The sequence below is a fragment of the Vaginisenegalia massiliensis genome, assembly GCF_900604935.1.
Lineage (GTDB): Bacteria > Bacillota > Bacilli > Lactobacillales > Aerococcaceae > Vaginisenegalia > Vaginisenegalia massiliensis.
The window spans coordinates 1-25,623 of record NZ_UWPC01000006.1; the positions used below are offsets into that span (position 1 = coordinate 1).

22 protein-coding genes, 13 tRNA genes and 1 rRNA gene are annotated in these 25,623 nt (G+C 38.0%); 26 read left to right on the plus strand and 10 right to left on the minus strand.

What is annotated here, in order from left to right; genetic code table 11:
• The 14 genes from rrf to EIH20_RS05035 all read left to right on the plus strand — a co-directional run.
• A 5S ribosomal RNA gene (gene rrf / locus EIH20_RS04970) occupies positions 1-111 on the plus strand; the annotation flags it as partial.
• Positions 112-130: 19 nt separating this feature from the next.
• A tRNA-Asn gene (locus EIH20_RS04975) sits at positions 131-203 on the plus strand.
• A gap of 19 nt (positions 204-222) precedes the next feature.
• A tRNA-Ser gene (locus tag EIH20_RS04980) sits at positions 223-313 on the plus strand.
• Between the two features lie 15 nt (positions 314-328).
• Positions 329-400: transfer RNA gene (locus tag EIH20_RS04985), tRNA-Glu, on the plus strand.
• Between the two features lie 14 nt (positions 401-414).
• Positions 415-487, plus strand: a tRNA-Val gene (locus EIH20_RS04990).
• Positions 488-496: 9 nt separating this feature from the next.
• Positions 497-569: transfer RNA gene (locus EIH20_RS04995), tRNA-Asp, on the plus strand.
• An 8-nt stretch (positions 570-577) separates the two neighbouring features.
• Positions 578-650 (plus strand) — tRNA-Phe (locus tag EIH20_RS05000).
• Positions 651-652: 2 nt separating this feature from the next.
• Positions 653-733: transfer RNA gene (locus EIH20_RS05005), tRNA-Tyr, on the plus strand.
• Positions 734-773: 40 nt separating this feature from the next.
• A tRNA-Trp gene (locus tag EIH20_RS05010) sits at positions 774-844 on the plus strand.
• 12 nt (positions 845-856) lie between these two features.
• Positions 857-929: transfer RNA gene (locus EIH20_RS05015), tRNA-His, on the plus strand.
• A 16-nt stretch (positions 930-945) separates the two neighbouring features.
• Positions 946-1,017 (plus strand) — tRNA-Gln (locus EIH20_RS05020).
• A 25-nt stretch (positions 1,018-1,042) separates the two neighbouring features.
• Positions 1,043-1,113 (plus strand) — tRNA-Cys (locus EIH20_RS05025).
• A gap of 15 nt (positions 1,114-1,128) precedes the next feature.
• A tRNA-Leu gene (locus tag EIH20_RS05030) sits at positions 1,129-1,212 on the plus strand.
• Positions 1,213-1,472: 260 nt separating this feature from the next.
• Entirely contained in the window at positions 1,473-1,799 is a 327-nt protein-coding gene (locus tag EIH20_RS05035) for an ArsR/SmtB family transcription factor (RefSeq protein ID WP_124058373.1), read from the plus strand.
• A 24-nt stretch (positions 1,800-1,823) separates the two neighbouring features.
• Here EIH20_RS05035 and EIH20_RS05040 read toward each other — a convergent pair whose 3' ends face one another.
• On the minus strand, positions 1,824-3,257 hold the full coding sequence (locus EIH20_RS05040; RefSeq protein WP_124058376.1) for an aspartate ammonia-lyase: 1,434 nt from the start codon (positions 3,255-3,257) through the stop codon (positions 1,824-1,826).
• Positions 3,258-3,378: 121 nt separating this feature from the next.
• Between EIH20_RS05040 and EIH20_RS05045 the strand changes: the two genes are divergently transcribed.
• The 7 genes from EIH20_RS05045 (at position 3,379) to EIH20_RS05075 (ending at position 11,899) form a co-directional block, all read left to right on the plus strand.
• Positions 3,379-4,335, plus strand: coding sequence for a LysR family transcriptional regulator (locus EIH20_RS05045; RefSeq protein WP_124058378.1), 957 nt, complete (start codon positions 3,379-3,381; stop codon positions 4,333-4,335).
• Between the two features lie 88 nt (positions 4,336-4,423).
• A complete protein-coding gene (locus tag EIH20_RS05050; protein WP_124058380.1) occupies positions 4,424-5,164 on the plus strand; it encodes a hypothetical protein in 741 nt (246 codons plus the stop codon).
• On the plus strand, positions 5,151-6,926 hold the full coding sequence (locus EIH20_RS05055; RefSeq protein WP_124058382.1) for a serine hydrolase: 1,776 nt from the start codon (positions 5,151-5,153) through the stop codon (positions 6,924-6,926). Before EIH20_RS05050 ends, EIH20_RS05055 begins: the two co-directional genes overlap by 14 nt.
• A 209-nt stretch (positions 6,927-7,135) precedes the next feature.
• On the plus strand, positions 7,136-7,624 hold the full coding sequence (locus EIH20_RS05060) for an Lrp/AsnC family transcriptional regulator (protein WP_241152389.1): 489 nt from the start codon (positions 7,136-7,138) through the stop codon (positions 7,622-7,624).
• Positions 7,621-8,793 carry a pyridoxal phosphate-dependent aminotransferase gene (locus tag EIH20_RS05065; RefSeq protein WP_124058387.1) on the plus strand — a complete coding sequence of 391 codons (1,173 nt, stop codon included), beginning with the start codon at positions 7,621-7,623 and terminating at the stop codon, positions 8,791-8,793. The genes EIH20_RS05060 and EIH20_RS05065 overlap by 4 nt, the downstream gene beginning before the upstream one ends.
• A 64-nt stretch (positions 8,794-8,857) precedes the next feature.
• Positions 8,858-10,654, plus strand: coding sequence for an oligoendopeptidase F (gene pepF, locus EIH20_RS05070; protein WP_124058389.1), 1,797 nt, complete (start codon positions 8,858-8,860; stop codon positions 10,652-10,654).
• Positions 10,655-10,885: 231 nt separating this feature from the next.
• Entirely contained in the window at positions 10,886-11,899 is a 1,014-nt protein-coding gene (locus tag EIH20_RS05075) for a 3D domain-containing protein (protein WP_124058391.1), read from the plus strand.
• 84 nt (positions 11,900-11,983) lie between these two features.
• Here EIH20_RS05075 and EIH20_RS05080 read toward each other — a convergent pair whose 3' ends face one another.
• Together EIH20_RS05080 and EIH20_RS05085 are read right to left on the minus strand one after the other, a co-directional pair.
• Complete coding sequence (locus EIH20_RS05080; RefSeq protein WP_420894251.1) at positions 11,984-13,024, minus strand: AEC family transporter; 1,041 nt, start codon at positions 13,022-13,024, stop codon at positions 11,984-11,986.
• Positions 13,025-13,475: 451 nt separating this feature from the next.
• Positions 13,476-14,933, minus strand: coding sequence for an NCS2 family permease (locus tag EIH20_RS05085; protein WP_124058393.1), 1,458 nt, complete (start codon positions 14,931-14,933; stop codon positions 13,476-13,478).
• 218 nt (positions 14,934-15,151) lie between these two features.
• On the opposite strand from EIH20_RS05085, the gene EIH20_RS05090 reads away from it, so the two are divergent.
• Entirely contained in the window at positions 15,152-17,320 is a 2,169-nt protein-coding gene (locus EIH20_RS05090; RefSeq protein WP_124058396.1) for a Tex family protein, read from the plus strand.
• Positions 17,321-17,364: 44 nt separating this feature from the next.
• Here EIH20_RS05090 and EIH20_RS05095 read toward each other — a convergent pair whose 3' ends face one another.
• A complete protein-coding gene (locus tag EIH20_RS05095) occupies positions 17,365-17,838 on the minus strand; it encodes a helix-turn-helix transcriptional regulator (protein ID WP_124058399.1) in 474 nt (157 codons plus the stop codon).
• Positions 17,839-18,316: 478 nt separating this feature from the next.
• Here EIH20_RS05095 and EIH20_RS05100 point away from each other — a divergent pair, with 478 nt between their 5' ends.
• Together EIH20_RS05100 and EIH20_RS05105 are read left to right on the plus strand one after the other, a co-directional pair.
• Complete coding sequence (locus tag EIH20_RS05100; RefSeq protein WP_124058401.1) at positions 18,317-19,366, plus strand: CobW family GTP-binding protein; 1,050 nt, start codon at positions 18,317-18,319, stop codon at positions 19,364-19,366.
• 63 nt (positions 19,367-19,429) lie between these two features.
• A tRNA-Leu gene (locus EIH20_RS05105) sits at positions 19,430-19,512 on the plus strand.
• 184 nt (positions 19,513-19,696) lie between these two features.
• Here the strand turns inward: EIH20_RS05105 and EIH20_RS05110 are convergent.
• The 6 genes from EIH20_RS05110 to EIH20_RS05135 form a co-directional block, all read right to left on the minus strand.
• Positions 19,697-20,872: a tyrosine-type recombinase/integrase gene (locus EIH20_RS05110; protein ID WP_124058403.1), complete on the minus strand. Its 1,176-nt coding sequence runs from the start codon at positions 20,870-20,872 to the stop codon at positions 19,697-19,699.
• 164 nt (positions 20,873-21,036) lie between these two features.
• Entirely contained in the window at positions 21,037-21,969 is a 933-nt protein-coding gene (locus EIH20_RS05115) for an Abi family protein (RefSeq protein ID WP_124058405.1), read from the minus strand.
• A 367-nt stretch (positions 21,970-22,336) separates the two neighbouring features.
• Positions 22,337-22,531, minus strand: a complete 195-nt coding sequence (locus tag EIH20_RS05120; RefSeq protein WP_206424107.1) for a hypothetical protein — start codon at positions 22,529-22,531, stop codon at positions 22,337-22,339.
• A gap of 172 nt (positions 22,532-22,703) precedes the next feature.
• The gene (locus tag EIH20_RS05125) at positions 22,704-23,315 is read right to left on the minus strand and encodes an SHOCT domain-containing protein (RefSeq protein ID WP_124058407.1); all 612 of its coding nucleotides are present in this window, start codon (positions 23,313-23,315) and stop codon (positions 22,704-22,706) included.
• Positions 23,316-23,394: 79 nt separating this feature from the next.
• Entirely contained in the window at positions 23,395-24,054 is a 660-nt protein-coding gene (locus EIH20_RS05130) for an ImmA/IrrE family metallo-endopeptidase (RefSeq protein WP_124058409.1), read from the minus strand.
• 3 nt (positions 24,055-24,057) lie between these two features.
• Positions 24,058-24,414, minus strand: a complete 357-nt coding sequence (locus EIH20_RS05135) for a helix-turn-helix domain-containing protein (protein ID WP_124058411.1) — start codon at positions 24,412-24,414, stop codon at positions 24,058-24,060.
• 250 nt (positions 24,415-24,664) lie between these two features.
• Here EIH20_RS05135 and EIH20_RS05140 point away from each other — a divergent pair, with 250 nt between their 5' ends.
• Both EIH20_RS05140 and EIH20_RS05145 read left to right on the plus strand, forming a co-directional pair.
• Positions 24,665-24,859 carry a helix-turn-helix domain-containing protein gene (locus tag EIH20_RS05140; protein ID WP_124058413.1) on the plus strand — a complete coding sequence of 65 codons (195 nt, stop codon included), beginning with the start codon at positions 24,665-24,667 and terminating at the stop codon, positions 24,857-24,859.
• Between the two features lie 14 nt (positions 24,860-24,873).
• Positions 24,874-25,602: a phage antirepressor KilAC domain-containing protein gene (locus tag EIH20_RS05145; protein WP_124058415.1), complete on the plus strand. Its 729-nt coding sequence runs from the start codon at positions 24,874-24,876 to the stop codon at positions 25,600-25,602.
• Positions 25,603-25,623 lie beyond the last annotated feature (21 nt).

Genomic DNA, 25,623 nt, shown 5'->3' on the forward strand with positions numbered 1-25,623 from the left:
TGATGATGGCAAGAAGGACACACCTGTTCCCATTCCGAACACAGCAGTTAAGCTTCTTAGCGCCGATGGTAGTTGGACCTTTGGTCCTGTGAGAGTAGGACGTTGCCATGCAGGGTGTTTGTTTGTTTATTCCGCAATAGCTCAGCTGGCAGAGCGCATGACTGTTAATCATGATGTCGTAGGTTCGAGCCCTACTTGCGGAGTGATTGTAATGGTTAGATTGGAGAGTTGTCCGAGCTGGCCGAAGGAGCACGATTGGAAATCGTGTAAACGATTAATACTCGTTTCAAGGGTTCGAATCCCTTACTCTCCGTTTACAATATTTAATGGTCCGTTGGTCAAGTGGTTAAGACACCGCCCTTTCACGGCGGTAACACGGGTTCGAGTCCCGTACGGACTATAGAAGTTTCACCTGGAGGTTTAGCTCAGCTGGGAGAGCATCTGCCTTACAAGCAGAGGGTCAGCGGTTCGATCCCGTTAACCTCCATTATATAGTGGTTCCGTGGTGTAGGGGTTAACATGCCTGCCTGTCACGCAGGAGATCGCGGGTTCAAATCCCGTCGGGACCGTTTATATTGGCTTGGTAGCTCAGTTGGTAGAGCATTTGATTGAAGCTCAAAGTGTCGGCGGTTCGATTCCGTCCCAAGCCATTGGAGGGGTAGCGAAGTGGCTAAACGCGGCGGACTGTAAATCCGCTCCTTCGGGTTCGGCAGTTCGAATCTGCCCCCCTCCATTAATATCGTAGGGAATTCATGATGTTCTCCTATACTGATAGGGACATAGTTTAACGGTAGAACAACGGTCTCCAAAACCGTTAGTGTGGGTTCGATTCCTACTGTCCCTGTTTGTTGTCACGGCGATTGTGGCGAAGTGGTTAACGCATCGGTTTGTGGATCCGACATTCGTGGGTTCGATTCCCATCAGTCGCCTATTGTTTATTATTATTGGGGTATAGCCAAGCGGTAAGGCAACGGACTTTGACTCCGTCACTCGTTGGTTCGAATCCAGCTACCCCAGTTTTTTTTGTATCAATTTTTATTATGGCGGTATAGCCAAGTGGTAAGGCACGGGTCTGCAAAACCCTTATCACCGGTTCAAATCCGGTTACCGCCTTTAACTTAATATATTGCCGGTGTGGCGGAATTGGCAGACGCGCTGGACTCAAAATCCTGTGCCCTCACGGGCGTATCGGTTCGACCCCGATCACCGGTATAATGGCTTTGTATTAAGCATTCTAAGGTTCTTTCTTTTTTGAAAGAGCTTTTTTATTTATCCAATTTTGTATCTAGTTCTTAAAACGAGTTATTCTCGACTTGATATTTCAAATTTTGTATAATGATTGTTTATAACATTATAAAGTTGTATTAACATTAATAGTTATTTAGTTTTATTATGCTATAATGATAAAGAATACCATTTAGTTATAATTATTTGCATTATAATAATGTTTTTATATAAGAAAGGTTGATAATATGTCAACTAATGATCAGCCCCATCAGGCACCTAGTCTAAATTTTGATGAATATTCTCTTGGAGTAGAGGAAATTGCAACAGTTTGCGCAGCATTAAGTGAAGAAATTCGTGTAAAAATATTTCTTTTATTATCCAATCGTGAAATGAGTGTAATGGAAGTTGCTGATTATTTTGGGTTATCAACGGCGAATGCTTCTCATCATTTAATTGTTTTAAAACGGTCTAAGTTATTAAATTGTGAACGAAAAGGTCGAGAACGAATTTATCATTTAAATATTGATTATGTGGAACTTTCTAAACAAATAATCCGTCAACTAACTAAGTAAGCTGTTAGTTGACGGATTTTAATTTTATAGATTATTTGTTTTAAGAGAGTCACTACGAAGAATTCCGGGTTGTGTCATGCTAAATGGATCTAATATTTCAGCTAATTGGCTTTCATTTAAGATGCCATCTCGCAGGATGATTTCGCGGACAGAAACATTTGTTTTCAAAGCTTCTTTCGCAATTTGAGCTGATTTGTGGTAACCAATGTGAGGACATAGAGCGGTTACCATACCCACACTTTGTTCAACGAGTTCTCGGCAGCGGTCTTCGTTAGCTGTAATACCAACAATACAATTGTCAACGAAGGTATTTACTGCGCCCGCTAAGGTATCAATCGATTCAAATAGACAGTAAAAAATGACGGGTTCAAAAGCATTGAGTTCTAATTGTCCCCCTTCAGCTGCCATCGTGATAGTCATATCATTACCGATGACTTTGAAGGCAACTTGATTGACGACTTCAGGAATAACAGGGTTAATCTTACCTGGCATAATAGATGAACCGTTTTGCTTAGCTGGCAAGTTAATTTCACCAAAACCTGTCCGAGGTCCAGAAGAGAGTAGACGTAAGTCGTTTGCAATTTTTGATAGGGTGACAGCACAGGCCTTAATAGCTCCTGATACAGCAACAAATGGGTCGATATTTTGGGTGGCATCGATTAGGTTATTTGCTTGCCTAAAGTGAATTTGGGTAATGTTGGAAAGGTTCGGAACGATTTTATCAAAGTAATATTCATCGGCATTGATACCAGTTCCGATTGCCGTTCCTCCCATATTTAAATCGCGCATTTCGTCTAATGCTTTTTCGATTCGTTTAATATCTCTCATTACGGCATTAGCATAGGCTTTAAATTCTTGACCTAAACGGATGGGTACCGCATCTTGCATTTGGGTTCGACCCATTTTTATAATATGGTCGAATTCATCCGCCTTAGTGTTTAAGGCAACAAATAGGCGAGATAGTTGGCGTTGTAAATCATTTAGTAAGAGGAAGGTCGATATTTTACCAGCTGTCGGGATAACATCGTTGGTTGATTGGCCGTAGTTGACATGGTCATTAGGGTGGACGATTGAGTATTGGCCACGTTCACCGCCTAAAATTTCAATCGCTCGGTTGGCGATGACTTCGTTGGCATTCATATTCATTGAAGTACCCGCTCCACCTTGGATTGGATCAACGATAAATTGATCATGAAGTCGACCTTTGAGTAATTCATCACAGGCTTGTATGATAGCTTGTGTTTTGTCATCGGCAAGTAAACCACTTTGATTGTTGGTTAGAGCAGCGGCTTTCTTAATATACGCTAAACTTTGAATAAAGGCCGGATGAATTTTTAATCCGGTAATGCGGAAGTTTTCCATCCCCCTTAATGATTGGACACCAAAATAAGCATCTTTGGGAACTTGACGTTCACTAATTGAATCCATTTCTAAACGAAATAGCTGTGATTCAGTCATGAGAATTAATAGCCTCCTTAGTTTTTGTAAACGTCATCATTATAATCAGTATATGACTATTAAACCAATACTAATTCGTTTATACTAAGTATAGGGTAAAAGTTATAATTAGGAGGCTAGTATGTTTACTGGATTAGAATATATCTATGCTGTATATAAAGCGGCCAGTTTTTCCAAGGCGGCTGAAGAACTTCATATTTCCCAACCTTCCTTGAGTGCTAATGTGAAGCGGGTAGAAAAACGATTAGGTTATGATATTTTTGATCGAACAACTAAACCTATCTCGTTGACGGAATTTGGTCAAGAATACATGAAAACAGCTGAGCGATTACTAGATTTAGAGAATTCTTTTGAGGAGTTTGTTTCAGATTATAGTGGTCTAAATGCAGGCAAATTACGCTTAGGTGGTTCAAGCTTTTTTTCAGCTTTAATACTGCCTAAAATTATGGCGAAATTTCATAAACTATATCCTAAAGTGAGCCTCATGTTGCTTGAAGAAACAACACATAATTTGGAAGTGGCCTTGCAAGAAGGGCAAATTGACTTAATGTTAGATAATAGTGAGTTAGATGAAAATGTTTTTGAACGAGCAAAATTTGCTGAAGATTATCTGTTGTTAGCTGTGCCGAAATCCTTTGCCATTAATCAGAAGTTAGCATCGTATCAATTAACACATTGGGATATTCGTGAACAAACTTGGCTTTCAGAACAAGTAGAGCCTGTTCCCTTGGTTTATTTTAAAGATGAACATTTTGTTTTGTTAAATAAAGACAACGATACAGGCCAACGTGCTTATAATCTATGTCAACAAGCTTACTTTAAACCGAAAGTCATGATTGAAGTCGAACAACAGCTGACAGCCTACCATATTGTCTCATTAGGAATGGGGATTAGTTTTTTAGGTAACGCTTTGGTTTCAAGAATCGCGAAGACCAACGAAGTGATTTATTATAAACTAGCGGGTCCCGATGTGGAGCGCTCCATTTATTTCTATTGGAAACGGGATCGCTATAAAACTAAGGCTATGGAGTATTTTATTCAGAATGCCATCCAATTAAATAATCATACCATGGTTTGATTTTTTGGTTGATTTGACTAGTCTTTTATGGACTGGTTTGTTATGATTATGACCGTATGTTTAAGATATTTATTGCTGGAGGCAAGAGATGAAAAGTCTAGTCCAATCATATTTCCCTTATGAAGAAATTCCGGTACCGGAAGCTTATTTGACAGTCGAAATTCCTTCTTGGGAGGCAGTGGCCCAGCCAACAATCGATCAGGCCATTCAATATATTAAGAGTGATCAAGAAGAATTAGCCAATGTTGTCTTAACCGATGAGATGGTGGCTAATTTACAATTACCCAATATTCAAACAGTCAACCAATTGAAAAGTTTTGCAATGGATACCTTCAAAGTAAATCAGATTCAACGTAAATTTTATCAAGAAGTTATGCCTTTTATATTAACTTTCCATGCTGAGACGGCTTCTTTATTATTCAATGAAGGAGAGTTTGAGGACTACTGGACCGATTATTTGGCTAAAGTGCAGGCTTACGCCGACGAGATGGACATGAGTTTAAGTGATTATACGCATGAACAGCTAGGATTAAAAGGACAAGCTGAAAGCGTCTTGAAAGAACGGGCTGAAGAAGATTTTATCTTTAAATTAATTGCTCAAGCTGAATATGAAAAGTTGGGATTGACCTTGACTGAAGAAGATTATCAAGTCTTTATTCAAAGAAATATCCTTCATCGTGGTGCCGATGAAATCGAAATTCGTGATCGTTTCCCATATGAAACTTTTAAGGAACAAATGCCTGAAATGATGCTCAGTCAACGTTTATATGATTATTTCAAAGATAAGATCCAGTTTAAAATAAAGAAAGCTGACGATGCCGATGTTTAAATGGGATTATAAAAAATATGGAACGATCTTAGGCGCTGGTCTGGTTTCTGGACTTATTCTATATGCAGTATTAGGTTGGTTTATCCAAGCCCCTTTGAACCGATCGCTTAATAAGATGGCTAACCATTTTGCCTATGTCCAACGGGTTCGGTCTTTACGAGACGGGTCGAATTCCTTGCGCTTTAGTTTTGATCATACGACCGGGCTTATCACTCAAGCCGCATTGAATCAGATGGATAGTCTGCAAGTGGCTAACCGGAACAAGCAAGCATTGACAGAGCAGGTAGCAGATGGACAAGTTCTCGATCCAAATATGCCAGCTTATTATTACAGTCCAATGGTTGATGAAGAAACGCCTTATTCTTTTTCTAACCGTATACGTTTAGTTCGTAAAGAGAAAATTAATGATTTCGCATGGTATATGGTTGATGGGGAGTTGCGACTCTATCAATCGGGTCACCCTTTTTATGGTTGGCATGATACGCCCTTCGACGGTTGGTATTATTACGAGAACGGGCGGATGGATCCAAACGGGACGATTGATACACAAACGGCCTTTGAATTATCACGGGAGCGTAAAGAGATATTACGGTTAACCCCGCGTGCCTTGCATAAAAAAGTCTATCTTGAATCCACCTCTTTATACGCCAATATGATCGAAGTGGAATCCAAGCATTATTCGATTTACTACAAGAATCCTAAGCAGGTGATTTTAAGTGCCCCTCCAGGCACCAAAAATTCAGTCCTTGTGGCATCCACCAAAGAGTATGCAGAAAAACCGATGGAAGTTATTGAAGAAATTGAGACCCCAGATGGAGCTTGGTTACATGTAAACTTGGGTTATGATGAGTTAGGTTGGATTAAGAAAGATGATCAGCTTCAAGATTACCATTTAACCAAGTACAGTGAACGGGAATTACTTGATAATATTCAAGCTATTATTGATCAGGAACTAGGTGCCATTAATGCCCGAGCTGGGGCTTCCTTTGTTAACAATGAATCAATGACTCAAGTCGATATTGATAATCAAATTTTCTTCCCTGCTTCGACGCAAAAAATATATGTTTTGGCTGAGCTCTATAGTCAGTATAAACAAGGCCTCTTGTCGCCTGATACGACGGTGCCTTTAACGGAAGACGATCGAGTACCAGGGGCAGGGGTGATTCAAGGATACCCAGCAGGTAGTGAATTTACCTTGGATGAACTGGTTAATTTAGTGGCCCTTTATTCCGACAATACTGCCGCCAATATGTTAATTACAGCTGTGGGTGGTGGAGAGAAGATTTCTCCCCATATGCATCAATTGGGTATGTTTGATACTTATGTTAATGGCAAATATTACCATGGTGATACGAATCGGGAGTTCTATACCACGCCGCATGATGCTGCTCATATTTTTGCTTTACTCGCTAATGAACGTTTAAACGGGGCACCGTGGGATGGCGAAATGATTGATAAACTCTTTCTCAATTCGCACTCCTATATTCGGACGTATATTCCAGGATCTACCACTTCTTGGAATAAATCAGGAACCGGGGGGACCGAACAGAATGATGTCGCAAGCTTTGTCACTCCATATGGGTCCTATACTTTAGCTGTTTATACGGCTAATCCGGCTATGCGGGATGTGGTGGCTGAGCAGATGGCCATGTTATCTTTACGGGTCCATGATTATTTCAATCAATATCGTCTTTTGCTTTGGGAACCAACGGATCAAACATTGACAGAAAACCAAGTTGAAGCGGACTATTTAAATGAATAGAATGGCTTTAGTTAGAGAAAAGCCCGCCAAAGATTTTGCTTTGGCGGGTATTTTTGTGCTTTTAAAGTCAAGGATTGTCAATGAATGGAAGCTAGTTGTTGTTTGCAGAGTTTAATATGAAAATTATGAGAGTTTTTTTAATTTTTGTTTTTTTCTCAGAATGATTTTGCTATACTAATTTTACTATGATTAAAGAAAGAAGGGTCAATGTGGAACATAAAGAGAAGATTTTACGTTTGCTAGAAACCAATAGTAAATTAGAAGCACGTGAAATTGCCATCATGTTAGGACTCAAAGAAGCCGAAGTTCAAGCTAGTATCGAAAATTTTGAACAGCAACGCATTATCTGCGGTTACCATACTTTAGTTAACTGGGATAAAACGGATGATCAAGATGTTTCTGCTATTATTGAATTGAAAGTGAACCCTCAACGTGGGCAAGGGTTTGATCGGATTGCGGATAAGATTTATCAATTTCCGGAAGTAGAAGCCATGTATTTAATGTCAGGTGGTTTTGACTTTATGGTGGAATTGAAAAAGGCGCCAATGAAAGAAATTGCCAACTTTGTTTCTTCACGTCTTTCAATTATTGAAGAGGTTCAAGCAACGGCCACTCACATTATCTTGAAAAAATATAAGGATCATGGCACGATTTTCGAGAAAGATCAGAAAGATCATCGGATGGTGATCACTCCATGAGAGACTTTCTCAATCAAAAAGTGAAGGAAATTCAACCGTCAGGCATTCGCAAGTTTTTTGATATTGCGAGTGAAATGGAGGAAATCATTTCTTTAGGGGTTGGGGAACCGGATTTTGATACTCCTTGGCATGTTCGTGATGAAGGGATTTTTGCTCTTCAACAAGGGAAAACTTTCTATACTTCTAATGCGGGATTGTTAGAGTTACGTAAGGAAATTAAATTAAAACTGCAGGAAAAATGCCAGATTTCTTATGATGAATATCATGAAATTCTGGTTACAGTCGGTGGATCGGAAGCCATTGATTTAGCGTTGCGGGCGACCTTGGAACCGGGTGATGAGGTCATTTATACGGAACCTTGTTATGTTTCCTACTTACCGTGTATTACTTTGGCTGATGGAGTTCCGGTGGCGATACCACTTAAAGAAGAGAATCAATTCCGCTTGACACCTGCCGAATTGGCTCAAGCCATCACGCCAAATACTAAAGCCATTATCCTATCTTTCCCTAATAATCCAACCGGAGCCATTATGGCTAAAGAGGATTTGATGGCTTTGACAGATTTGATAATTGAACATGATTTATTAGTCATTACCGATGAAATCTATGAAGCTCTAAGCTATGGGGATACCCAGCATACATCCATTGTGTCTTTACCTGGCATGGCGGAAAGAACGGTTTATATTAATGGTTTTTCCAAGGCTTATGCTATGACTGGTTGGCGCTTGGGGTATTGCTGTGGACCGCGGGCCATCATGGAGCAAATGATTAAAATTCATCAGTTTGCGATTATGGCAGCGCCTACGACAAGTCAGTATGCTGCTGTGATGGCATTGCGCAATGGCGATGCCGATGTTCAGCGTATGAAGGAATCATATGACCAACGCCGGCGTTTCTTGATCGCTGAGATGGAGCGGTTAGGATTACCTTGTTTTGAACCGCTAGGGGCCTTTTACGTTTTCCCTAATATCTCAGAATTTGGTATGAGTTCGGAAGCCTTTGCTATGCGCTTAATTCAGGAAGAACATGTAGCGGTAGTACCTGGGTCAGCTTTTGGTCCATCGGGTGAGGGCTATGTGCGGATTTCATACGCTTACTCCATTGACCAATTAAAGACAGCTTTCCAACGAATCGAACGCTTTATCACGCGTTTACGCCAAGAGGATTAGCGAAATCTTTCGAAAAAAATGTTAAATTTAAACTAAACTATCTCTAAAATAAGGAGTCGATGATATGACGGTCTTACCTTTACGTCAAGAACTTGTCCAAGAAGAAACCTGGGATTTAAGTTTATTATTCGCCGATCAAACTGCTTTCGAAACTGCCATGGCGGAATTGAAAGAGCAAGCTGACCATTTTGTGACATATAAAGGTCGCTTAGATCAAAAAGATATCCTACTGTCAGCTCTTGAAGCCTATGAAAAGCTATCCATCTTAGCAACTAGAGTCTTTCACTATGCTTCACTGGCTTATGAAGTAGACAAGCTAAGTGAAGTGAATGAACAAAATCAAGCGGCTGTTGATCATTTAGAAGAATATGTTGGGCAGAAGACCTCCTTCTTTTTACCTGAACTTGGTCAATTAGAAGCGGAGTATTTAACTGACTTGATGGCAGATAGTCAAGGTCAACCATTCCGTTTCTTCCTTGAAGAAGTGGTACGCACCAAGCAGACGCGTTTAGCGGGTCCAGTTGAAGAAGCCTTGTCCGCTTTGTCAGGTTCGATTTATTCTAATTACAAAGCTTACCTTAACACTAAATTTCAAGATTTATCGTTTGATGATTTCCAAGCGAATGGACAAACCTATGGCAATTCCTTTGTGGGATTTGAAGGGGATTATGAAGCTCATCCGGACAAGGAAGTTCGTCGCGCAGCGTGGCAATCCTTCCATCAAGGGTTAGCGAAGTATCAACATACCTTCGCTTTGAACTATATTCAACACGTTCAAACTGAAAAGAAAATGGCAACTTTACGCGGTTTTGATTCGGTTATTGATTACTTATTATTTGACCAAAAAGTGACGCGCGAAGCCTATAATCGTCAAATTGACGTGATTATGAAAGAATTGAGTCCAGTTATGCAACGCTATGCTAAGTTATTAGCCAAAGCCCATCAAATTTCGGATATGAGCTTGGCTGATATCAAAATCGCTTATTCAGCAGCTGATACGAAGAAAGTCTCTATTGCTGAAACGCAAGACTTGATTGAATCGTGTTTTGCTGTCTTTGGTCAAGAATATAGCCAGATTGTTCATCGTTCATTCGCTGAACGCTGGATTGATTATCCAATGAATCAAACAAAATCGACTGGTGGCTTCAATGCGACTATCTATGATGGCCCAAGTTATACCTTATTAAACTGGACGGGTCTTTTAAATGAAGTCTTGACCTTGGCACATGAATTAGGTCATGCTGCTCATTTTGAATTGACATATGATAATCAACTTTGTATCACACCAGAAACCAGTCTCTACTTTGTTGAGGCGCCATCGACAGCTAATGAGGTTATTATGTGTCAATACTTGCTCCAACAACCACTAACAGCCTCACAAAAACAAAATCTTTTAGCAGGTTTTATTGCTAATACTTATTTCCATAATATGGTGACCCATTTATTGGAAGCGGCCTTTCAGCGTAAAGTATATGAAGCAGTTGACCGTCAACAAGCTCTTAATGCCAAGAAATTAAATCAATTCTTTAAAGAGGTCTTAGAGGAATTCTGGGGCGATGCAGTGATTGTTAATGAAGGAGCCGAATTAACCTGGATGCGGCAACCTCATTATTTCTTGGGCTTATATTCGTATACCTATTCAGCTGGGTTAACGATTGGAACTCAAGTAGGGCAAGAAGTAGCTAAAGGCAACCAAGACACGATTCAGCGTTGGATAGATGCTTTAAAAGCGGGAGGTTCTCTATCACCGCTCGAATTAGCTGATAAAGCAGGCGTTTCTATGCATGATGATCAAGCTCTAAAAGCAGCCATCGCCTATGTCGATCATTTAATTGATCAAATCGAGGAGTTAAATGACTAGGCTAGTCAAGATTTCAGCAGCGTTACAAAGATAACAAGGGAAACGCACAAGCGGGCAAACTTAACAATTTAGTTGCAATTGGCAACAAGGGGATTAAAGCTCATTAACAATCTGAGCTTTTTCCCCTTTTTTTGTTTGTAATTGGTTAAAATGGGGCGGTAACCAAAACTTGCCGTCAATTGACGGCTGAGCAGAGCGAGTTTTCTGCCAACAAAAGGAGTTAATAGATAGATGAATAAATCGTTAAAATTAATGACCAGTGCTGCTTTATTATTAAGTTCTATGCCTTTAGCTAGCTTACCAGCGGTTCAAGCCCAAGAAAGCCACACAAGTGTGTGGGTAGCGCGTTCAGTTGAAGAAATTTTGTCAGCTATGAAAGCGGGAGCCTATGGACAAGATAAGGCATATGAAGTTCAATGGGGTGACACCTTATCTTCGATTGCTGAGGCGATAAATATTCCCTTAGCTGATCTAGCCGCTATCAATAATATTGATAATGTGGATATGATTATGGCAGGTTCTGTGCTCTATTTTGATGCGCAAAACAAAACTTTAACCTATGCACAACCACAAGGAAATGTAGTGACGGTTTCTACCGACAATGGCCAAATCGTGGATAATTCGATGAATGCTCAAGAAGTTTATGCTAAAGTGGATCAAAAATTAGCCGAAGAAACAACAGCTGCAGCCACAGCTGTAGTAGAAGCGACACCTGAATGGGTTGCGCCAGAAACGACGACAGTTAATGAAACAAGTAGTCAGACGGCTGAAAGCTCTAGCGAAAGTCAAGCTTCTCAAACAGAAGTGGCTAGTGAGACAAGTAGCGAAAGCCAAGAGTCAATAACGCAAGTTGAAACCAGCCAAGCACCTACAACCGAGGTGACTACTGAACCAACAACCGAAGTAACAACTGAAGCTACTACTCAAGCTCCAGCTGAAACGACTTCTGCTGAAGCCACTCAAGGGCGGGCTGTTCAAGTCGAAGCAACGGCTTATTCATATAACCAACCTGAATTATCGACGATGACAGCCTCTGGAATTGATTTATCACAAAATCCAAATGTGATTGCCGTGGATCCATCCGTTATTCCTTTGGGATCAACTGTATATATTCCAGGTTATGGAACGTTTATTGCCGGTGATACAGGTGGTGCCATTGTGGGTAATCGCATTGACATCCATATGACGGATTTAAGTGCGGCGATGGCCTTTGGTCGTCAAAGTTTAACCGTCTACGTTCAATAAAATATTGTAAATAAATAAACCCCGTTTCTTTCCGGACAAATGGAAAGCGACGGGGTTTCTTTACTTTTTTGATTATGACTGACTTTAGAAGAGATGCAAGAGGGCTAACTCTTGAAGGACCAGAATCCATAGTGGTAAGGTACAGATTGCGATAATGGTCGAAAGAAGGGAAGCTTCAGCAGTCAGCTGAGTTTCGCGATCAAAATTGATGGAATAAGTGGCGGTAACGGTCGAAGTAGGCGTTGCCATCATAATGACGGTCACGGCTAAGGCGACTAAGTTAAAATCAAATAAACCGAATAGTTTTAAAAGGAAAACCCCGACCATGTTGATGATGGGAACAAGGATAATTTTAATAAAACTGTAATACCAGATTAATTTGTGTTTGAGTGCTTCTTTAAAATCAACTTCAGCTAATTGGCAGCCAATAGCTAGCCATGAAAGAGGAGTTGATAGGCTGCTTAGATATTTTAACGGTTGATACAACCAAGGAGCCGTTACATCAATTCGCAGGAAAGATACCTGTTCTGCTCCAACCTTTACTTGGGGAAGAAAATCCTGACCTAGCCAAGTAAAGAGGCCGAGGAAAGTAGCAACCACAATGAGGTTGCCAAAGACTTCTTTGAGGTTCTTCTTAGTAAATTGAAGGCCAGACATGGCGACATAAGCCCAAGTGTAAAGGAACATGCGATAGCCAATATTAAAGATATTAGCGTAAATCGTTCCTTCATCGCCGTAAATGGCGGAAATAATCGGAATAGCAAAGAAAGTCGTTGAGCCAAAAATGCTCAAGACGCTGAGACTCGTGCGACGATCCTTGGGATAACGTAAGTAGAAAACAGGCGTCAAAAAGATAAGGATCATGTAAATCGCTATCCCCCAAATCAGCATACCCAAACTTTGTTTAATAGCCTCAGTTTGAATAGGCTTGATAAAGGCGGTGAGAGCCAGAGCAGGCAAAGCAAGTTTCATGACAACTTGGGAGATAATCTTACTAGTATTAGCATCGAGTATTTGGCGGTAACGGGCTATATAACCTAAACCAATTACAATCAGCGTAGAACTTATGGTTCCTACCACGGTATCATTGGTAAAGGTGCGTATAAGGGTATCGTAAAAGGTCAACTTAACCATCCATTCATCTTTGATAGCCAAAGTATATGCGTAACTTCATTAGATTGCAATGAATTTTTAATCTACTTGCCTAGATTTTGCCCACAAATTAAATAGATGGATTTAGAATGAACAAGCCCCTTCTTAAAAAATTTAAGAAGGAGCTTGTTTTCGTCTTTTGAAGAAGTGATTCGAAGCTGACCGCACGTTATCACTTTTTATGAAATCTAGTTCGTCAGCTCAACTCTGACCTCCATTTGTCTAAAGTCGCGTGTTTAGCTAACGCTAATCTACACGCTTTGCCAAATGCTTCAGAGCTGACCGAGCTTCCTCACTTTTTATCGAATCCAGCTCTCCTTTGCAGAAATGACCTCCACTTTGTTTAAGCTTCTAGCTTGCAGGACAAGCGTCGTCGCTTAAGGCAAAGTGATTCATTTCTTAACGCAAATTCTCACTTTTTATCTTACATTATAGCGAGTAATACGAAGTTTAGGATGAAGAGGGCGACGGAGACCCAAAGGATTGGATGAATTTCTTTTGCTTTGCCTTGGATAATTTTGATAAGGGCATACATGATAAAGCCAGCGGCGATACCATAAGAAATCGAGTAAGCTAAGCCCATAAAGATTGAGGCAAAGAATGCAGGAATAGCTTCGCCAAGATCGTCCCATTGAATGTCACTTAATGAAGAAAGCATCATGACACCGACAATGATTAAAGCTGGAGCAGTCGCAGCAGCTGGAATAATGCCAGCTAAAGGTGCAATGAAAATAGTTAAGAAGAATAAAATTGATGTAACGACTGACGTTAAACCAGTACGACCACCAATACCGATTCCAGCAGCCGATTCGATGAAGACGGTTGTGTTTGATGTACCGAAAAGAGCGCCGATAAAGGTTCCGATTGAATCACCGAAAAGAGCTTTATCCATTTTGGAGTTGAAACCAGAACCTTCTTCAAGGGCTTTTTCGTCCTCGTATGAGAAGATACCTGATTTGCGTCCGGTACCTAAGAAAGTTCCAACTGTATCAAAAATATCAGATAAAGAGAAAGCGAAGATAGTCATTAACACTAACGGTAATTTACTCAAATCACTAAAGAGGGAAGGTAAACCAGCTGGAGTGAAAATGACCAAGAAGGTTTTACCTAAATCGTTAAACGCACTGGCAAGGGAGTTTTGTTGAGCACCTAAACTAGAGAAGTCAATTAAGCCCATTGGAATTGCTAGAAAAGTAGAGGCGATGATGCCTATTAATAGGGCTCCTTTAACTTTACGGATAATTAAGATAACGGTGATAATTAAACCTAATAAGGCTAATTGGGTAGATGGCTGAGTAAAGTCAACCAAGGCTGGGACAATTCCTGAATTGGATACAACGGAATGGATACCATCTTGGAAGTTAGTCGCTTTTGGATCGCCACCGTTAATAGCAATGATGTTAAAGCCATCGGTCGTGAATTGGAGTAAGTTAGCATTTTTAATCCCGATATAGGCGATGAAAACACCAATTCCGGCTGAAATACCAGACTGAAGTGATTCAGGAATCGATTTGATTAAGAGTTTACGTACTTTAGTAACAGTAACTAAAACATTTAAAATACCACAGATAAATACCATGGATAAGGCTTGTTGCCAAGTAAAACCTAGACCAAAGCAAACGGTAAAAGTGAAGAAAGCATTAAGCCCCATACCAGGTGCAAGTGCGTAAGGAACGTTGGCAAATAGTCCCATAAATAAAGTTGAAATAGCGGCAGCAAAGATTGTAGCTAAGAAGACCGCTTGAGTGGGCATACCTGATAGCGATAAAATGGACGGGTTGACAAAAACGATATAAGACATCGCTAAATAAGTGGTTAAACCAGCCATGACTTCAGTTGAGACAGTCGTGTTGTTCTCACTTAATTTGAAAAATTTTTCCAAAAATAATTCCTCCTAAAAATAAAATAAATGATTACTTTGAGAGTATAACACAAAGTGTGCGTCTGTCATCATAAAGATAAACATTTCAATGGTTAAAAAGTCTTAAAGTTCGTGTTTTTGTACGTGTGCGAATCATATCCTTAAATAATGGGGAAATATGTTATAATGAACTGTACGTGTGCAATCGCACCAGATTGATGTAAGAACGGAGAGATAGGATGACAACAAATGAAGCTGACTTAATTAAGTTGATTAGCCAAGAGGTGAGTGTTAAAGCAAGACAAGTTCAAGCCGTTTTGGATTTGTTGAGCCAAGGCAATACAATTCCTTTTATTGCCCGTTATCGTAAGGAGGCAACAGGGTCACTAGATGAAGTCCAAATTCATGCGATTGAACAGCGTTTCCAATATATGACCCAATTAAATCAACGTAAAGCAGAAGTCATACGTTTAATTAGTGAACAGGATAAGTTAACGGATGAGCTAGTTGGGCAGATTGAACATGCGACGACTTTGCAACAAATTGAAGACCTGTATCTACCTTATAAAAAGAAAAAAAGAACCAAAGCTATGATTGCGATTGAGAATGGATTAGAACCATTAGCTCAATGGATACTAACCTATGAAGGAAGCTTACCCACTCTCACTGATAAAGCCCTTGAATTTGTCAGTGATCAAATCGACAGTGCGGAAGCAGTGTTAGATGGGGCTCACGAAATTCTAGCTCAGTGGGTTTCCGAGAACGCACAATATCGGGAGTTTATTCGCAAATATACGCGTTATAATGCCAAGTTAGTTACAAGCTTGAAAGAGGCTGATTTGGATGAAAAGCAAGTTTATGCCATGTATTATGAATTTGATCGTAAACTCTCTCAGGTGCAAAATCATAATGTTTTGGCCATTAATCGAGCTGAAAAAGAGGGCGTCTTGACGGTGAAAATCACGGTTGCTGAAGAACCCGCTGTGCGGTTTATTGAACAACGGTTTATCGAGCATAGCTTATCTGATAGTCAGTTGAATTTTGTTAAAGCTGCCATTGCAGATGCCTATAAACGGTTCATTTCCCCAGCTATCGAACGAGAAATTCGCAATGAACTGACCGAAAAAGCGGATCAATCAGCGATTAATGTATTCGGAGATAACCTACAGAATTTACTCTTACAACCGCCATTGAAGGGGCATGTAGTATTAGGTTTTGACCCAGCCTATCGGACAGGATGCAAACTGGCTATTATCAACGAAACTGGACGTGTTTTGACCAAAGCGGTAATTTATCCGCATCCCCCAGCTCCGGCAGCAAAACGGGCATCCGCGCCGGCTGAGTTCAAGAAATTGCTTATGGATTATAATGTGGATGTTGTCGCTATTGGCAATGGGACAGCTAGTCGCGAGTCAGAACAATTTGTGAGTCAAGTTGTAAAAGAAATTGATCGTCCGGTTAAGTTTATCGTAGTTAACGAAGCGGGAGCTTCCGTTTATTCAGCTAGTGAATTGGCGCGCCAGGAATTTCCGGATTTTGCGGTTGAAGAGCGTTCAGCCGTCTCCATTGCTCGTCGCCTGCAAGATCCCTTAGCTGAATTGATTAAAATTGATCCTAAGTCAATTGGGGTAGGGCAATACCAACATGACGTCTCACAAAAAACTTTAAATGAGGAATTAGATTTCGTCGTTGATACCACCGTTAATAAAGTGGGAGTTGATATAAATACAGCTTCAGTGACTTTATTACAACATATTTCGGGTCTTTCAGCCGCAACGGCTAAAAATGTTATTGCTCTTCGTGACGAATTAGGTCGCTTTACGAATCGCAAGCAAATTAAAGATGTGAAACGTCTTGGTCCTAAAACCTATGAACAAGCCATCGGCTTTATGAGAATTGTTGATGGCGATAATCCTTTAGATCAAACGGGTATTCACCCTGAATCTTATAAGATTGCTGAAGGCGTCTTGAAGGCTGCTGGGCTTAAATTAAATGAAATCGGTAGTGACCATTCAGTTGAAGCACTCAACGCCTTGGAACTTAAGTCGTTAGTGGATGAATTACAGGTTGGGGCGGAAACACTGAAAGATATTGTTGAAGGCTTGAAACATCCTTTACATGATATTCGTGATGGGTATACAGCTCCCATCCTGCGCGAGGATGTCCTTTCCATGGAAGATTTACAGGTAGGTATGACATTGCAAGGCGTTGTTCGCAACGTCGTGGATTTTGGCGCCTTTGTTGATATTGGTGTTAAGCAGGACGGCTTAATTCATATTTCTAAACTCTCAAAAGACAAAATTAAACATCCGTCAGAGGTGGTTGCTGTCGGTGATATTTTAGAAGTTGAAGTCATCAAATTAGATTTAAATAAAAACCGTATCGGATTAGCTCCCATTTTTGAGTAAATAATAAAAGCCAGTACTTGGGTACTGGCTTTTTGCTTTGGGTCTTAGTTATCCTCTTTGTTACCAAAGTAGAAATAGAGTTGGATAGAGAAATATAGCAAAGTAATGATAGCTATAGCTAGATAGAATAGGGGTTTAAGTAGGCTATTCAAATAAATTAGACCAAGTGGAATGAAGGTCCCAATAAGGATTATTTTGGTCAGTTTATGTTCTGGCTTATTTAATTCAATATATACATATCGAAAGGCAAACGATAATGGGCCGATTAAGATGAAAATTGGGAGGGTAAATATGTTGTAAGGAAAGGCATTTGACTTTGCGACTGAGATTTCTTCATTTGCCGCTTTTGGAAGATGTAGCGCTTGATAGAGCAAATTCATTGCTATAGCATCGGGTTGACTCTTATTAAGCTCCCATTTTGAAATAGTCTGACGAGTGACATAAACTTTATCGGCTAGATCTTGTTGGGTAAGACCTAGTTCTAATCGGCGCTCTTTTATGCTAGTGCCATCTAACAATACAATCCCTCCTAATATTAAGTAAAAAAATTATATCATTTGTAAAAGGGGATTCAATTATGGAAACGACAGTAATAGTAGATAGAAATAACCAAATAAACAAGGAGCACGGAAATTATTAGGGAAGCTTTAATTTGTAATAGGCTACTTATAATAAAGAAAATGAAAAATAGATTGTTGAGTGTCGTCGGAGTGTTTCGTGTCAATTCTCTTAAAAAATGATAGATGAATTTAAGCGGAAAGTAGGCTAAACCAAAGAAAATGACACCCATTACATCGAATTTTGATATGGTCATTATAAAACATCCTTTCTAATGATTATGTCCATATCATAGCGGGTAGAAATAGGTTGCGCACGCAACGCAAGAATCATCGGACGCAACGGGTGGAATGCGAGCGACTTTGACAAAAAACTGTTTCATGCTACAATTTAAAAATAATAAATAGTAGTAATTACTTAAAGAAAGAAGTGAAACGCATGGCTTTATTGGGAGTGCCGATAACTCTAGTGACCGGTTTTCTTGGCGCGGGTAAGACAACTTTGATTAATCAAATTCTCCAAGATACCACGGTGCCATCTGATCAAATTGCCATTATCGTGAACGAATTTGGTCAAGTAGGGATTGACCATCAATTGCTTCTCCAAACGGAGGAAAAAGTTTACCAATTAAATAATGGTTGCATTTGTTGCAGTTTACGAACGGACTTAGCGACGACCTTACAAGCCTTAGTAGACTATTTTGAAAAAGAAGAGCGGCCTTTAGCTCATGTCATCATTGAAACAACCGGTATCTCTGATCCAGCACCCATTATTCAAACTTTAACTTTGACGCCGAATCTCAGTCAACGCTTTTTCATTGATGCCATCTTAGTATTAATTGACTGCCTTAACTTTAGCCAGATTTTAGCCCATAACCAAGAAGTTTATCAGCAAATTTCCTATGCAGATCGTTTTATTTTAACCAAGTCTGATCAAGTCTCCCCTTTTACCAAAGCCACTATCTTGAAAGAATTGAAGCAATTAAATCCGTTAGCCGATATGCGCTATTTCTATCTTGATAAACCTTATGCTGTTGAAGAATTCTTTCATTTAGCTAAGTTTCATGGGTTAGCCCAACCCTTAGAGTCTGAATATCAAAAGTTAGATAAAGACACAGCTAAACAGAATAGCTGTCAGGATCCACAATGCCAAGAGGAGGGGCATCACCATCACCATCATCATGAATTTGTTTCCATTGTCTTAACGACTAACCATTATTTGAGAGAAGACCTGTTAGTAAAGTGGTTGGATTGGTTGTTATTTAACTTTAACGGTAAATTATATCGCTATAAAGGTTTAGTGCGGGTGGCTGATCGCGATCTTTTAGTGGCCTTGCAAGGGGTTAATGTGGCCTATCGCTTTGATATGAGTCAATATCTAGCAGATGAGCTTGGGACTCAACTCGTATTAATTGGTAAAGGTCTAGATGAACAGACCATCCGTCATAGTTTTAATGACGTCATTCAACTGTCCCAGGAGCCTAGATAAATTGACTTAGGTAATTGACAAACCGCTAGCTTTTCGCTTACAATAGCTTTTGTCAATTAAATTGCGGTCATGGCGGAATGGCAGACGCGCTAGCTTGAGGGGCTAGTGGGAGTACTCCCGTGGAAGTTCGAGTCTTCTTGGCCGCATCCTAAGTAATACCTATAATATCAACGTTTGTAAGGCTCTACACCTTATGGCGTTGATATTTTTTTGTTTTTAAATTTTGGAAATTTATGGATAAATTTGGATGTTTTTGGATAAAAGTGGGGCAACTTTGGGGCAACTTTGGGGCAACTTTGGGGCAACGAGACACGGATAAAAAACGCACCGCTATAGGCTTTTTCTAAGTGGCTCAGAAAGTTTCATAACTTTTGTTGCGCCTTCTTGGGTTCCGTGAGTGTAATGTAAGGTCATGCGCTCGTCAACGTGGCCGAGATAATTTTGAAGCAAGAGAGAATCGGCTCCCATTGCTGATGCGTATGATGCGAAAGTGTGTCGGAACATATGGGGCGATAGCTTTAAATTTGGATCTATCATCTTAGCGATTCGATTTATTGCGCCGTTTAGAGTTTCGATGTAATAAGGTTTTCCAGAGGATGGGGTTAAGAAGATGAAGTCATCCTCGTGTAGTATTGAATTATGCACCATTTTAACCGATTTGGCGTACTCAATCTGTTCTTTAAGCATAATGGTCGCTTGTTGATCTACAACCACTATACGGTTCGATTTTCGCGTTTTAACGTCTTTGCCATCAAGATACTTCTTTGTGCGGGATTGATTGATGACAATTGATGCGAGGCCGTTATCTAAGAAAGTAATGCTTTTTTGAGTAATACCATATACCTCTGCTCGTCTTAGACCAAATGCAGCAATGTAAATGCAGCGATATAAATCAGGTCTAAGATTTTTCTTTGCCAGATCCATAAATGTATGATAGGTATTAATATCAATCAACTTATTTTTTGGCTTCCAATTCTGTTTGCGATACGAAATTTTCTTGAACCTATTTCTTTTTATATACCCATCATCAACGGCATCTTCAATGACTCGAAGAAATAGCTTAAAAATACCCTTCATCGTTTCTTGTGAGTAATCTTTTTCTTCATAAAGTTCTTCAATCATGTTCTCTACGTCTGATTGCGAAATATTAGCCATTGGTTTGTTTTCGAAATAAGTTAGAATTGGCTTTATTCTGTCGCAATTAGTTGTAGCTGTCTCTTTATTCCAAATTTCATCTTTAATGTGCCTTTTTTTAAGAGAATCCCATTGTTGGCCAAACGTGCGATTACGCTCAATATAAGCTAGATCGTTACTAACATATTTAGATTCAACTTCTAATTTATAGGCCTTGGCACTTAGCGTTGTTTCAAATCCTTGCTTGCTATGCTCCTTTCTTTTCCCTTCATGAGTATATTTAATGCGTACTCTATACCTGGTGCATCCGTCTACTTGATAGGAGTAGATCCCATCGTACTTTGTTTTTTTATATTTAATACTATTATTCATTTTTTATTCCTTTCTTAGCTGGGCGGCTTAGAACATTAAAATGAATAATTTATTGTCACCTTAAAAATTTGGTGATAGAATAGGGTACAGAAAAGAGGCCCTATTTTGGGTTGAATTTTGCATATCTCACTCCGATTGTTTGGCGACAGGGGAGTGGGATTTTTTTATTTCTTATTTAACCATTCTTCTGGAAAACCAATACATGAAATTATTTCATATGCTGATATTGATGAAATTGAATTGTCTAAACTTCTTGTTCTCTTTTTTAGAGCTTTTTTAAAATTATCAAATTCATTTTTCGTCAAAAAGCATCTAAGTAACATTAGTGTATAAAAAATTGAATTAAATTTCGGTTTTTGCAGTGTAAGATCTTGATAAATAATTGGTAAATCAGTCAATGTATTCCTACATATGAAATGAAATAATCGATTATTATGAGCCGCTATATTTCTCAAATCAGTTAAATTAGAAAGCAGGCCATCTATGAATTTTGGTTCCAAAACAATTTGATTTCCTGTGTTTTGAAGAACGTAATACGAAAAATCTTTTGCAATAGTATTTCTTAGTTTTTGATTTAAATGTTTATAAAAATGAGCTATTTCACCCAATGTGCAATAAGGTAATATTACCCAAGCAGGAATATTTCCATGGTGAGATTGATAATGTTTGATTGGGTTGTTCTTTTTATCAAAGGATTTATTTTGAATAATCTTACTAAGTTTCGAAATTGTGGTTGAGATGCCAAGCAAGTCTTCGCCATTATAATTATTGGTCTTTAAATATGCGTATGGCTCATCTTTATATACTTCTGAAAAACGATAAGCAATAATACCTTTAATATGTTTTTCTGCACTAATAATATTTTTTAAAATCAATGATTTGATTTCTGTATCGTAAATATGGGTTTTGATTATTTCTTTGAATGTTGCATCCTTAATATATCTATCATCTTTCATGAAGAATTTACTATGAACGTTTATAACATTATAGTAGCTATTTTCGAGTAAATATTTCTTTGCTGATTCATCATCTTGAATCGTTAATCCACGAGTTCTTAACAAGCAAATTTGTTCATCTAAATTTTTAAATGGTTTCATAGTTAAATCCTTTCATAAACAAAAACACTCCTCATCTGTTAGACAAGGAGTGTTTTGCGCAACTAGGTCCTCCGTTTTAAAACGGTCAGATAACTAGTGCTTATCCGTGTCTAAATAATAATAAACAAAATATTATTTGTCAACTGATGAAACTAAACTAATTTCTACATTTTTGTTGACCTCAACAAAATTGATTGTAATACAACTCCTTTCATATTTTATTGGTTTAACACTTCAACTCTTGGCGGGGTGGGTCGTGTTTTTTAGTTAGAAATTTGCGAATCTAGTATTTTCATTTCGTGTTTTAAATATTCAATATTTTCAGGATATATTTTTTTATAATTAACTAATAACGATGATGTTGCACTTAGCAAATCTTCTGAGGGTTTGTCATAATCAAATAATCTGAGGCAAGCAAAAAAGGATTTTTATATCCATTTATAATTTCGTAATATCCGAATCTCATGAGTGACTCTTTTGCTGCATCTTCGTTCTTTATTATTAATTTTCTACTAGTCAATATCTCTATTTGTTCATCGATTGTTTTAAACGGTTTGGTCATAGGTATCTCCTAAAAGCACAAAAGACTGCAGATAATATATCCGCAGTCTTTTGGTTGGCTGAACTTCAGCCCTTCATTAAGATTAACCAAAGTATATCAGATATATTATGTTTGTCAATTATGTTGTTTGATTTTTATGTTTTTAATCTTGGCGGGGAGGATAGTGTTTTTTTTATTTGTTTAATAGATCTGTTTTTAGTTTAGCAAATTCTTCGTTAGTTATAATTTCACTATCTAAAAGTGATTTTAATTTAATTAATTCATCGGTTACTGAAGTTGATGAGGTTTTAGTAGGTTCTTTGATTGATTTATTATTCTTATTTTGTAGATAGTTATAAAAAAACAAATCAATGTTATTAATTTTTTCAACTAAATTTTTATATTCCTCGCTACCAACAATTATCGGTTTATTAATAAGTTCAACTTTATTATCAAAGTCTCCAACCATATTAAAAACGAGTTTAATTGATTTTATCTTTTTGCCATGAGTTTTTTCGCCAGTTAATCCACCCAAGACCATTCCTGCAGGACCAGCGATGATATTACCAACAATTGCTCTCTTTATTGAAATACCCCCACTAGTAACTTCTTTAGAATCTTCAACTATTTTATATGAAACCAAATCTTTTAGTTTGAAAACCTTTGGTGTGATATGCCCCAATGAAATAAACAAATTGTCAAAATAAAATAATCCATTTTCTTCGTCTATCGTTAAGAATCCGATTTTTTTAGATATTTTCATTGATTTATATAAATCTTTATTATATTTAATAATATCAGCCATTTATATTACTCCTTTAATTCGATACATATTTATTGCTTCTTTTACAAAATTATCAGTAACACCAAATTCTTCAGCTATTTTATACTGCGTATTCATTAAGTAAAACCTTTTTATTCGAAAATGACAAATCATGAATCAGTTGATATAATAGTGAACTTTTTATTTCACAATTACGAATTCTACTAACATAATCATTCGAAATTTTTCTTGAAATATCTTCTGACAAATCATAATTGTCTTTTAGAAAGTTAACAATTCTCCAGTAAATCATTTGTCCTGATACTTTGGAAGTATTCTTAATTGCCGTCATGCTATAGCTACTAAGTATTTGATTTTTTAATACTTTGTCTGGAAGTAATAGATTTGCAGCAAACTGGTTTGCTTCAATTTCTAATATTGATTTTGTTGCATGATTGTCATCAAAGATTGTTGATTCAGTATCAAACATTAAATCATTGTTAATATGTAGTAAAAGGTGTCCGATTTCATGTGCTATAGTAAAATTTTTCCTATTTTGATCAAGGTTACTGTTAATGGTTATAGTGATTCCATTATTATCTTTCAAAGTATGACCAAGAATATTTTTTCTGAAAGAAAATTCCATATATTCAGCATTTTGAGATTTTATGATAGGGTTAAAAAATAGTGAAGTATTACATTTAATATAGTCAATATTGTATGTATCAAGTAACGAGTAAGTTAAATTAGCAGCAATACTTTTATGATTTTTTTGTTGCATATATTATTTACCTCTACGTTTATTCAATAAATTTCTTCTTGCTTCTAAATAAGCTTCTATTTCGTCCTCCAAATTTTCTACTTCATCGTCAGGCAAATCAGATGTTATAGACCTAAATAGTGAAACAAATTTTTCATCTTTGTTGTTACCATTGTTTATATTCATTGCTTCTGTACGCCCTAAGAGATAATCAGTAGAAACGTTCAAGTAATTAGCTACTTTTGATAACGGCTCAGAATTCGGCATTGATTTTGCCCATTTTGACAAAGAACCGTTAGATAAATCTAACTTTCTTTCTAATTCGGCAACTGACATTTGCTTGATATCCAATAATTCTTTAATCCTGTAATATGGATTCATAATAAGACCTCCGAAATAATTCTATAATTTATATTGACATTAGAAATAGTTCAGAGTATTATATGGTTGTACTCAGCCAGTACATAAAACAAATAAACTCCGCTTTACTAAAATCTAATAGTAATATACCTACCATACTGCAATGTGGATAGGATATTTGCTATGTCTGTATATTAGAACTATTTCTAAATATTGTCAATAGCTCGGAAATATTTAGTAGAGTTTATTTCTGCGAAAAGGAGGTGGAAATATGCCGTTATACGACGTAATAAAAAAAATGGCGAAGGAAAAACAGGTAACTATTAGTCAAATTGAAAAAGAATTGGATTTGAGTAATGGAGCTATTAGTAAATGGAATGATCATAAGCCGAATTTGGCACCATTATTAAAAGTTGCTAATTACTTTCAGATTTCAATTGATGATTTGTTAAAAGATTCATTATAGAAAGGAGAAAATCAATGAAAGAACTGTCAGTAATAAAGATTCATGAACAGGATAATGGACAAGTTGCAGTTATGGGTCGTGACTTGCATGATTTTTTAGAGATTGGAACACAATATTCGAAGTGGTTTGAACGAATGAAGGAATATGGGTTTGTTGAAAAACAAGACTATGAAGCTATTAGTCAAAAAAGACTAACAGCTCAAGGAAACATGACTGAGTATATCGATCATGTCTTAACCATGGATATGGCAAAAGAGATTTCTATGATTCAGCGAAATGATAAAGGAAAACAAGCAAGACAGTACTTTATTAAAATCGAAAAAGCATGGAACAGCCCGGAAATGATTATGAAGCGGGCGTTGCAGATTGCGGATAGAAAAATAATTGATCTGAATGAACAAATCGAGCGAGATAAGCCAAAGGTTGTCTTTGCTAATGCTGTTGATGCAAGCAAGTCATCTATCCTTGTCGGGGATATGGCCAAACTATTGGCCCAAAATGGCGTAAAAATTGGCCAGAATCGCTTGTTCCAATGGCTTCGAGAGAATGGCTTCTTAATTAACCGCAGGGGCGAGAGCTGGAACATGCCAACTCAGCGATCAATGGAAATGAAACTGTTCGAAGTTAAAGAACGGACGCATAACAATCCGGACGGAAGCATCGTTATTAGCAAAACAACCAAGATTACTGGTAAAGGTCAAGTGTACTTTATCAACAAATTCTTAAGCGAACAGGCCATTTAAAACAAATATGAAAGGAGAACA

Excerpts from the sequence above, each read along its gene's own strand:
- EIH20_RS05035 (WP_124058373.1), top strand. The coding sequence starts at position 1,473 with ATGTCAACTAATGATCAGCCCCATCAGGCACCTAGTCTAAATTTTGAT.
- EIH20_RS05040 (WP_124058376.1), bottom strand. The coding sequence starts at position 3,257 with ATGACTGAATCACAGCTATTTCGTTTAGAAATGGATTCAATTAGTGAA.
- EIH20_RS05045 (WP_124058378.1), top strand. The coding sequence starts at position 3,379 with ATGTTTACTGGATTAGAATATATCTATGCTGTATATAAAGCGGCCAGT.
- EIH20_RS05050 (WP_124058380.1), top strand. The coding sequence starts at position 4,424 with ATGAAAAGTCTAGTCCAATCATATTTCCCTTATGAAGAAATTCCGGTA.
- EIH20_RS05055 (WP_124058382.1), top strand. The coding sequence starts at position 5,151 with ATGCCGATGTTTAAATGGGATTATAAAAAATATGGAACGATCTTAGGC.
- EIH20_RS05065 (WP_124058387.1), top strand. The coding sequence starts at position 7,621 with ATGAGAGACTTTCTCAATCAAAAAGTGAAGGAAATTCAACCGTCAGGC.
- pepF (WP_124058389.1), top strand. The coding sequence starts at position 8,858 with ATGACGGTCTTACCTTTACGTCAAGAACTTGTCCAAGAAGAAACCTGG.
- EIH20_RS05075 (WP_124058391.1), top strand. The coding sequence starts at position 10,886 with ATGAATAAATCGTTAAAATTAATGACCAGTGCTGCTTTATTATTAAGT.
- EIH20_RS05090 (WP_124058396.1), top strand. The coding sequence starts at position 15,152 with ATGACAACAAATGAAGCTGACTTAATTAAGTTGATTAGCCAAGAGGTG.
- EIH20_RS05100 (WP_124058401.1), top strand. The coding sequence starts at position 18,317 with ATGGCTTTATTGGGAGTGCCGATAACTCTAGTGACCGGTTTTCTTGGC.
- EIH20_RS05110 (WP_124058403.1), bottom strand. The coding sequence starts at position 20,872 with ATGAATAATAGTATTAAATATAAAAAAACAAAGTACGATGGGATCTAC.
- EIH20_RS05115 (WP_124058405.1), bottom strand. The coding sequence starts at position 21,969 with ATGAAACCATTTAAAAATTTAGATGAACAAATTTGCTTGTTAAGAACT.
- EIH20_RS05120 (WP_206424107.1), bottom strand. The coding sequence starts at position 22,531 with ATGACCAAACCGTTTAAAACAATCGATGAACAAATAGAGATATTGACT.
- EIH20_RS05125 (WP_124058407.1), bottom strand. The coding sequence starts at position 23,315 with ATGGCTGATATTATTAAATATAATAAAGATTTATATAAATCAATGAAA.
- EIH20_RS05130 (WP_124058409.1), bottom strand. The coding sequence starts at position 24,054 with ATGCAACAAAAAAATCATAAAAGTATTGCTGCTAATTTAACTTACTCG.
- EIH20_RS05135 (WP_124058411.1), bottom strand. The coding sequence starts at position 24,414 with ATGAATCCATATTACAGGATTAAAGAATTATTGGATATCAAGCAAATG.
- EIH20_RS05140 (WP_124058413.1), top strand. The coding sequence starts at position 24,665 with ATGCCGTTATACGACGTAATAAAAAAAATGGCGAAGGAAAAACAGGTA.
- EIH20_RS05145 (WP_124058415.1), top strand. The coding sequence starts at position 24,874 with ATGAAAGAACTGTCAGTAATAAAGATTCATGAACAGGATAATGGACAA.